The organism is Streptococcus oralis (assembly GCF_001578705.1).
In the GTDB taxonomy this organism is placed as follows: Bacteria; Bacillota; Bacilli; order Lactobacillales; family Streptococcaceae; genus Streptococcus; species Streptococcus oralis_J.
Genome location: NZ_KQ969037.1, coordinates 181,109 through 189,898, shown reverse-complemented (window position 1 = coordinate 189,898; position 8,790 = coordinate 181,109). Strand labels below are relative to the sequence as shown.

Sequence of the window (8,790 nt, the reverse complement as noted above, 5' to 3'; positions counted from 1 at the left end):
TTCCAATAATGGGAAGGTCTGTTGTTTGAGCGACTTGGCGGATGAGTTTGAGGGCGACTGGAAAAACTGCAGGACCAGACATCCCACCCGTTCCATTGGCTAGGATTGGTTTTCTAGTTTTGAGGTCAAAACGCATACCGACAAGGGTATTGATCATGGTTAAGCCACTTGCTCCTGCATCTTCTGCGGCTTTGGCAATGGTGACAACATCCGTCACACTAGGAGTTAGTTTGACATAAACTGGCACATGGGAAGCTTCCACAGCTGCCTTTACCACTTCATAAGCCAAGTCAGGATCTTGCCCAATCAGAAGTCCATGATTACCGTGATCCACATTAGGACAAGAGATATTGAGCTCGATAGCTTTTACATTTGTCGCCTTGGAAATTCCTCGAGAAACGGCAGCATACTCTTGTTTTGAAAAGCCCGCAACATTTGCGATGATGGGAAGGTTTGGATATTCTCTTTCCAGCCAAGGTAACTTTTCTGCTAAAACAGCTTCTAAACCCGGATTTTGCAAGCCGATTGCATTGAGCATACCAGCAGGTGTCTCAGCTACCCTTGGAGTTGGATTGCCAAAACGGGGTTCAAGTGTCGTCGCCTTGATCATAATGGAGCCTAAAAGGTCTAAATCATAATACTTTGCATACTCTTGACCAAAACCAAAACAGCCCGATGCTGGTATGATAGGATTTTTCAAGTCCAAACCCGGTAGAGAAACTTGTAAGCGATTTGTAGTCATGACTTTCTCCTTATAACACAACTGTTCCTGTACGGAAAACAGGGCCATCTTCACAGACACGTTGACTGACTGTCTCACTATCTGGCACTTTTAGTACGCAGGCATAGCAAGCCCCCATCCCACAAGCCATACGAGATTCCAGAGATAGATAGGCTCTTGGATGATTATAAAATTTTTGATTGATGTACTTCATCATTCCAGGGGCCCCACATGAGTAGACGGCATCAAACTGACTATCCAAATCATTGATAACAACAGATACATTTCCCTTAATACCATACGAACCATCATCTGTCGTAACAAAAACCTGACCATATTGGGTCAATTCTGTTTCGAGAATAACAGCATCCTTGTTAGCAAAACCGAGGACTATTACTACTTTCACCCCACGCGCATGCAATTCCTTGGCTACCTCAAGTAAGGGTGGAACACCAATTCCTCCTCCAACGAGGAGAACTTGACTCTGATTGTCTAAATCAGACAAGTCAAAACCATTTCCCTGAGGTCCCATCACATCAAGAGTATCCCCCTGACTTAATGTTGAAAAAATGGCGGTCCCAGCACCCTCAATCCGATAAATAAGATGACACTGCTTGTTTGCCTTGTCAATAGACGAAATTGAAATAGGACGGCGCAAGAGATGGGCATCATCAGGCACGCGCAGATGAAGGAATTGGCCTGATCGCATGGCTTCAACCATCTCCCCTTCTAGGACTAATTCAAAGATTGCTGGCGCAATTTCCTCCTGAGCAACCACCTTCATGCATTCCAAACGAATGGCACCCATACGCTTTTTACATGTGGGATTCATGACTTTTCCTCCTTAAATTTAAGGGGACCAGATAAAGAAAAGACCTTGCTAATGCAAGGCCTCAGTCAGGTTAGGCTAGAACTCATGCGCACACTTAAAAAGTCCCCACAGAGAACCCCCTATCCCTTTTATCTGACACCTTGTGAGTCTCTCTGGACTCCCCTTAAAGGTTAAATTTGTATTAGTATACTCTTTCAAAGTAAAAAAGTCAAGTAGAAAACGAACATTCTACTTGACTGTACGGGATTATTTTTCACGAATGACTTCAACCTTGTAGCCATCAGGATCCTTGACAAAGTAATAGTTTGGTGGGGTTCCTGGTAGGCCTTTTGGCTCTGTAACCTCATAGCCTTTCGCGCTATGTTCTTGATGAAGTGCTTCAAGGTCAGGTGTACTGAGGGCGATATGGGCGAATCCATCTCCTACCACGTAAGGGCCGTGGTCATAGTTATAGGTCAATTCCAACTCGTAGTCGTCACCATCAAGTCCTAGATAGACAATGGTGAAGGCATAATCTGGAAAATCCTTGCGACGTAATTCTTTAAAACCAAAAGCGTCTTGATAAAATGCGATTGATTTTTCAAGGTTTTCTACTCGCAAGCAAGTGTGTAGCATTTTTGAAGCCATAGCTTTCTCCTTTATTTCTAAAAAGACTGGGACAATCCTGTTCCAGTCTTAAAAGTAATTATTTACCAAGTTTTGCTTTAGCTGCATCTGCAAGAGCTGTGAAAGCTGCTGCATCGTTAACAGCCAAGTCAGCAAGCATTTTACGGTTAACTTCGATTTCAGCCAATTTCAAACCATGCATCAATTGTGAGTATGAAAGTCCGTTCAAACGAGCTGCCGCGTTGATACGAGTGATCCACAATTTGCGGAAGTCACGTTTTTTCTGACGACGGTCACGGTATGCATAGTAGTAAGAGTTCATTACTTGTTCTTTTGCAGTACGGAACAAGATGTGTTTAGCTCCATAGTAACCTTTTGCTAATTTAAGAATACGTTTACGACGTTTGCGTGATACAACGCCACCTTTAACACGTGCCATGTTTTATTTCCTCCAAATATTTCCTAGAATTGTTTACTTACTGTTAGGCTATTATTTCAAGCGAGTAAGCATTGCTTTGATACGTTTGAAATCTCCTGAATGCACCATAGATGCTTTACGAAGATGACGACGTTGTTTCTTAGTTTTTCCGTGGAAACGGTGAGAAGTGTAAGCACGGAAACGTTTAAGTCCACCAGAACCTGTACGTTTGAAACGTTTAGCTGATGCGCGGTGTGTTTTTTGTTTTGGCATGATTTTTTCTCCTTTATTTAACTTTCTGACAATTATTTTTTGTCAGTTGCTGGCGCCAACTGCATGAACATTTGGCGTCCATCCATCTTAGCTCGTTGTTCGATGATCGCAATATCTTGTGTTGCTTCAGCAAACTCGGCTAAAACTTTTGCACCAATCTCTTTATGGGTAATCATACGACCCTTAAAGCGAATAGATACCTTAACTTTATTTCCTTTTTCAAGGAATTTACGTGCATTGCGAAGTTTTGTGTCAAAGTCACCCTTGTCAATAGTTGGACTCAGACGAACTTCTTTCACAGTAACAACACTTTGTTTTTTACGTTGTTCTTTTTGCTTTTTCTGATACTCAAATTTGAACTTACCGTAGTCCATAATTTTAGCAACAGGCGGTTTTGCTTGGGGTTGAATCAATACTAAGTCAACATTTGCACTATCAGCCAATGCTTGCGCTTCGCTGAGTGGCTTGATGCCTAGCTGTTCTCCCTCAAGACCGATCAAGCGAACTTCACGTACACGAATTTCATCATTGATGAATAAGTCTTGCTTTGCTATGGTTTTCACCTCTTTTTTATTATTAGAGAAAAACAAGAGCGGGCTCGTAATGATACAAGCCCGCACGTTATGATAGCGTTTCTTAGAAACTTTTCATCCGTAGGGCCAGGCAACTTGATGTCACAAGGCGAGAAGCTCTCACTTCTGCTTTTCTCAACTTTTATATGATACCAAGTTTTCTAGCCCTTGTCAAGATAAAAAGTCATTTTTTCAAAAAACTTTCTGTTTTCTTCTTGATGTCCGCATCAAAAAGAGAGAACCATTTCGGTTCCCTCTCTGTGTTAGTTTTTTCCTCATCTTCTGTATAGGAACACTAAGACCTATTAAAAACTTCCTTTTTACGTGAACTTCCCCATCTTTCGATAAATAGAATCCCCACTAACAAAAGGATAATCAGGCAAGGAAGTAAGACCATCCCCATACCCCAATTTAGATTGATATTATCAATTTGTTTAGGTAAGCTTCCAGATAAAATCTCTACTGAACGCAAGTAAGTAAAGGGAATCAGATGTGCAATACTCTGAAGAGGCTGGATCGTTTGGATACCAAACAATAAGCCAACAATCCCAATGAGGGAAAGAAAGAGGACGGGCATCTTTTGCTTGAAAAAGTAAGCAATCAAGTAGACGACTTCCACAATGACGATAAAGGCTAAGAAAGCTAAGAGCAAGCTAGGAAATAATACATCTTGTATCTTCCCAATAGTTACTTCTTGATTGGTTAAGCTATAGAATGGGTAGGGATAATCTAACTGTCCAAAACCACTTATCAGACTTCCCACTAGAAAAGAAAATCCACAGATTCCGATAAACAGCACGGTTACATAACTCACCCCAACTCCAAGAGAAGACAAGGCAAATGTCACTTTTGAAAAAGGATACAACTGAGCTGTGTCGAGATTATTTTGATATCTTTCTGCGAACAGTTGTGTTAGCATAAAAATAATAGCAATCACAAACAAGGTTGGGATGATAGCCTCTAAAATCCAGACAATCTGATCAATCCCGTGGGTCGGAAACTCCAAAGTATGTGCTTTTATGTTCAAGGGATACAGGGCTTGGTAAATCTTTCGTTGGCGGTCAACCGCCATTTTTAAGTCAGAACTAGCAGTCGGTTCCTTTGATAAAATTTCATAACTCTTCTCTATATCTTGCCACTGCAAATAGTAGGCTTCTTTCCAGCGTCCTTCTTTTAACAAAGCCAGAATTTCTTTCTTTTGAGTCAAAAGATTTTTTTGTATGTCTAAATTTTCTTTAGCAAATTGGTATTCCTCCGAGCTGGTGTCAGACATTTGGGAGAGTTTCGCTTCATTTTCATTGATGATTCTCTCATATTTTACAAGACGGATTTCCAACTCGCTCTCCAAGCTGTGTGAGTTTGCAGTCTGACTATTTAAATAAAAGGTAACACCAAGTACAGATGCAAATAAAAGTAAGATAATCCAATTTAAGCGACTTTTGAAAACTTTCTTTAACAAAAATAGGCTAATATCTTTCATAACGGAACCTCTTCTATCTGCCCCTGATGAATGGTTACGATGCTATCGCAAATCTCCATTAACTCCTCTTTGTAGTGGGAACTCAAAAGAACCAGCTGTTCTTGTCTATTGATTTGTGCCAGTCTATCAAAAAACTTCTGTCGATAATACTCATCTAAGCCATTTGTTATCTCATCCATGAGCCAGCATTTCGCCTGACTGAGAAAATACATGGTAATCACCAAGCGTTGCTTCATGCCTAAGGAATACTTGCGGATGGGAAGGTTGATATAGTCAGACATTTCCCAGTAGGCGATTTCATCCCCCAAGTTCAGGTCTGACTTCCAGATATTTTTTATGAGACGAAGGTAGTCCATCCCACTTAAGTTTCCATCCAGCCATTCAACGCTCTCATAATAAAATAAAGAAGGAGGGACTGCGATATTTCCACTACTAAGGGGAAGCAGCTTGCTCATAGCTCGGAACAGGGTCGTCTTTCCCGAGCCATTGATAGCAAGAAGGCCATAAATCCTACCTTTTTTAAAGGTGAAATCCGCATCTTGCAAGATGACTTGTCGCGTTTTTAAGGTAACATGAGTAAGAGTTAACATATCCAGCCCTCCTTTTTCTCACTCTTTAACGATTAATAGTTTCCTGTCTAGTAGTTAATAACCTCATAGCGAGCGTAGTTCCAGCTTCCACCAACTTTATACTCAGAATAGCTATAATAACGAGACCGTGACGGGATCCAAGCATATTGATGGTCGTGATAGTTGGTACTATATTCCCAAACAGTATTCCAATCATACCAATAACTTTTAGTAACTGTCACAGCTGCTTCACTGGACTGACAAAAACAATAGATGATAAACTCGCTAATAAAACAACTTTTGCTGATTTTTCATGTTTACATTGCATTTATATCACTACCCTTGAAAACACTTTCATTATATCGTTTTTCTCGGTATTATGCAACAGATTTTCAGTTTACTTCACCAATATATAACACTTTTCTTCCTAACGAACACTTTCGATTTGCCAACTATTCCATCCTTTAAAGCGAATAGCTCCGTTCTGATCTGTTCTATAAACTTTACTATTGATAGTTTCCAGTCGAGTCAAGGTTTCCTGATGGGGGAGTTTCGCACGATTGTTCTTGCCCATTGAGATGAGAGAAATCTCTGGGTTGAGTTTTTCTAGAAAAGCTGGATTTGATGAGGTTTTAGAACCATGTTGACCGACTTTCAAGACATCCACCTCTAAGTCAGGATATTGCTTTAAAAGATCCTTCTCTCCCTTCTCTTTCAAGTTTCCACTGAAGAGAAAGTGCTTATCCAAGAGTTTCCCATAAAGAAGGAGGGAATCACTATGACTTCCATCTCCAATCTTCCTTGGAGATAGGACTTCTAAAGAACCGCCAAAAATCGGTAAATTCTCCCCTGCTGTCACACTGCGTACCTTGGTTTGAGTCGCTTGTAGTTCTGCCACAAATTCTTTCTGTGTCAAACTTCCTTTTGATATTAAAATTTCTCCGACATGGAAAGCCTTGGTCACCTCCAGCAAATCACCAACATATTCCTTGTCTGTGTTGGTCAAGATCAGCTGGTCAATTTTGGCTACTCCGCGACTTTTTAGATAGGGAATCACGGTTCGCTGGGCATTGCTGGTCGTCGCCTTTTCTTGCCATTTTTCGATTTTCTTATCAGACTCTGCCTTGCCTCCCACGTCTATGAGAATGGTTTTCCCAGTTACATCCCGTAGGAAAATACTTTCCCCTTGCCCTACATCCAGCATGGTAATTTCATTTTCCAGTGGATACTTGGTCAAGAAAAAGAGCCCCACAATAAAGAGACTGAACCCTGCTAGTCTTTTGATGTTTTTCCTCATGTCATAGACCAAGGCTAATAAAACTAAGAGAAGAATCAAAAGCCATGCATTGGGTTGACCAAAGACCAGAGGCCTGCTTGCCAGCTGCGATACCAAGCGAATGATGTCCTCCAACCACACAAAGACAAAGTTAAACTGAGTGACTGGGTAAACAAAAGACAGAATGAATAAGATGGACAAAAGCGGTAAGAATACCACATCAAACAGAAAGGAAAAGACAAAAGTCAAAAGGATAGACCAAGGCTGAAATTCTGCAAAATAGAAGGATAGAATAGGCAATATTCCCAAAGAAATGACCAGACTTTCTCTGGCAACAGCCTTAAGCCCCTCCCCTTCTTTGCTTGTCATAGTCAAGATAAAAGCATAAGCGCAGGACAAGACCCCTCCAGCTGTCAAGAAAAAGTTGGGCATGGTGATATAGAGGACAAGCACCGTCAAGGCGAAGTTATCCAAACCCTTAACGCCATGTTGGGCCAGTAACTTTTGCAAGAGACTACGAATAACCGATGCTGAAAAACCTGTCAGACCTGCATAGATAAGGGAAAAGGGATAGGTCAGCCACTTCAACTTTTCTTGGGTCAAGCCCAATCGTAAGAGGAGTTTCTTAAAGGCATCCATAAAGAAGCCCACCTGCATACCTGATAAGGCAAAAAGGTGAATAATTCCAAGACTGGAATAGAGTTCATTCATCTCCTCAAAGTCCGTATCCAGATGTCCTAACAGAAGACCTGTCATATAGTTACGCATAGGGTCTGGAAAGTGCGTCTTGATCCAAACAATAGCCTTTCGACGTAAACTTGATAAATTTTCAGCTATATCCCAACTGCTAACCTGTTTAACTGACTGAATTCTCTTGATAGTCAGTGTCTGGTAAATCCCTAGAGTTTTCAGATAGACTTGGTAGTCAAAGCCACCAAAATTTCTCTGACCTTCTGGCTCGGAAAGTTTTCCTTCTAGTTCAATCTCATGAAGGTCTGTCAAGGCCTGAAAATGCTCTTTCTCCTCCTCGGACTGAAGTTTATAATAAACTTGGAAGGTACGGCCGTCAGCCTTACCCCGAAAGGACAGACTATCTCCATTGATCTTAATAGTGTCAGGCAAAATCCGAACCCTTTCAACAGAATCCACTAGGTTTTGACTAGCTTGTGTCTGTTGCCAAGTTTGAAACAGAAACCAAAATCCAAAAACTCCACAAATCGCTAGAACTTTTCCAGCAGATTTCCATGGAAATTGAAAAAAGAGGCAGACGAGCAAAAAAACAAAACCTAGCAGTGCGAGATAGGACGCTCCAAAAATGGCATAGTAAAGCCAGAGTAACAGAAAACTCAGATAGATTAGAGGAATAGGGGAATTCTTAATCCACTGTAACATAATCTTTTAGCTTTTCTATGGTCTTTGCGCCAATTCCAGAAACCTTCTTGAGCTCATCTACCGACTTGAATTTGCCATTTGCCTCACGATGGTCGATAATGTCCTGAGCTCGTTTTCCTCCCAAGCCTTTGACCTGCTTGAGTTCTTCCAGACTAGCTTTATTGAGGTTGACCTTCTTTTCTTTACTTGTCGAAGGAGTCGTTCCAGAAGCAGTCTGCTGACTAGCTACTTCTTCTCCCTTAGTCGGGACGTAGACCAGAGCCTCATCACTGATTTTCTGAGCTAGATTAAGTGATTTGCTGTCCGCTTCTTCTGTCAATCCACCCGCCTTCTGAACGGCATCGTGAACCCGACTGCCAAGAGGCAAGTCATAAATCCCTGGCGATTTGACAGCACCTTTGACATCTACTGTGATTAGATCTTGTTCAGGAGACTCTTCCTTTTCTTCCTTCTTGACTTCCTTTTCAGACGATGAATCCTTTGAAACGGCCGCAACTTCAGCCTGCAAATTTGTTTCTTTCACAGGTGTTTGTGAAGTTGGCTTTAGCAGGAAAAATCCGCCTAAGGCTAAACCCAAGCCAGCACAGATGACAATGATTTTATATTCTTTGATTTTCTCGATAATGACTTCCATTTTTTCTCCTCTCTTAA

Annotated in this window: 10 protein-coding genes and 1 other annotated feature; all 10 genes read right to left on the bottom strand. The window is 41.3% G+C overall.

Annotated features, from left to right (window positions below; genetic code table 11):
- Positions 1-742 (bottom strand): dihydroorotate dehydrogenase (locus tag SORDD05_RS00920; RefSeq protein ID WP_061416645.1); only part of this gene is annotated, 742 nt, incomplete at its 3' end.
- A 10-nt stretch (positions 743-752) separates the two neighbouring features.
- Positions 753-1,553, bottom strand: coding sequence for a dihydroorotate dehydrogenase electron transfer subunit (locus SORDD05_RS00915; protein WP_061416643.1), 801 nt, complete (start codon positions 1,551-1,553; stop codon positions 753-755).
- Positions 1,554-1,799: 246 nt separating this feature from the next.
- The gene (locus SORDD05_RS00910; protein ID WP_061416641.1) at positions 1,800-2,180 is read right to left on the bottom strand and encodes a lactoylglutathione lyase; all 381 of its coding nucleotides are present in this window, start codon (positions 2,178-2,180) and stop codon (positions 1,800-1,802) included.
- A gap of 58 nt (positions 2,181-2,238) precedes the next feature.
- Complete coding sequence (rplT, locus tag SORDD05_RS00905; RefSeq protein WP_000124830.1) at positions 2,239-2,598, bottom strand: 50S ribosomal protein L20; 360 nt, start codon at positions 2,596-2,598, stop codon at positions 2,239-2,241.
- Positions 2,599-2,649: 51 nt separating this feature from the next.
- Positions 2,650-2,850 (bottom strand): 50S ribosomal protein L35, encoded by a 201-nt coding sequence (gene rpmI, locus SORDD05_RS00900; protein WP_001125942.1) that lies wholly within the window; start codon positions 2,848-2,850, stop codon positions 2,650-2,652.
- Between the two features lie 32 nt (positions 2,851-2,882).
- Positions 2,883-3,413, bottom strand: a complete 531-nt coding sequence (gene infC / locus SORDD05_RS00895; protein WP_000848184.1) for a translation initiation factor IF-3 — start codon at positions 3,411-3,413, stop codon at positions 2,883-2,885.
- A gap of 15 nt (positions 3,414-3,428) precedes the next feature.
- Positions 3,429-3,560 (bottom strand) — a sequence feature (ribosomal protein L20 leader region).
- 157 nt (positions 3,561-3,717) lie between these two features.
- On the bottom strand, positions 3,718-4,902 hold the full coding sequence (locus SORDD05_RS00890; RefSeq protein WP_061416639.1) for a hypothetical protein: 1,185 nt from the start codon (positions 4,900-4,902) through the stop codon (positions 3,718-3,720).
- Complete coding sequence (locus SORDD05_RS00885; RefSeq protein WP_061416636.1) at positions 4,899-5,492, bottom strand: ATP-binding cassette domain-containing protein; 594 nt, start codon at positions 5,490-5,492, stop codon at positions 4,899-4,901. Before SORDD05_RS00885 ends, SORDD05_RS00890 begins: the two co-directional genes overlap by 4 nt.
- Before the next feature lie 406 nt (positions 5,493-5,898).
- Positions 5,899-8,139, bottom strand: a complete 2,241-nt coding sequence (locus SORDD05_RS00875) for a DNA internalization-related competence protein ComEC/Rec2 (RefSeq protein ID WP_061416632.1) — start codon at positions 8,137-8,139, stop codon at positions 5,899-5,901.
- Complete coding sequence (locus SORDD05_RS00870) at positions 8,123-8,773, bottom strand: helix-hairpin-helix domain-containing protein (RefSeq protein WP_061416630.1); 651 nt, start codon at positions 8,771-8,773, stop codon at positions 8,123-8,125. The genes SORDD05_RS00875 and SORDD05_RS00870 overlap by 17 nt, the downstream gene beginning before the upstream one ends.
- Positions 8,774-8,790 lie beyond the last annotated feature (17 nt).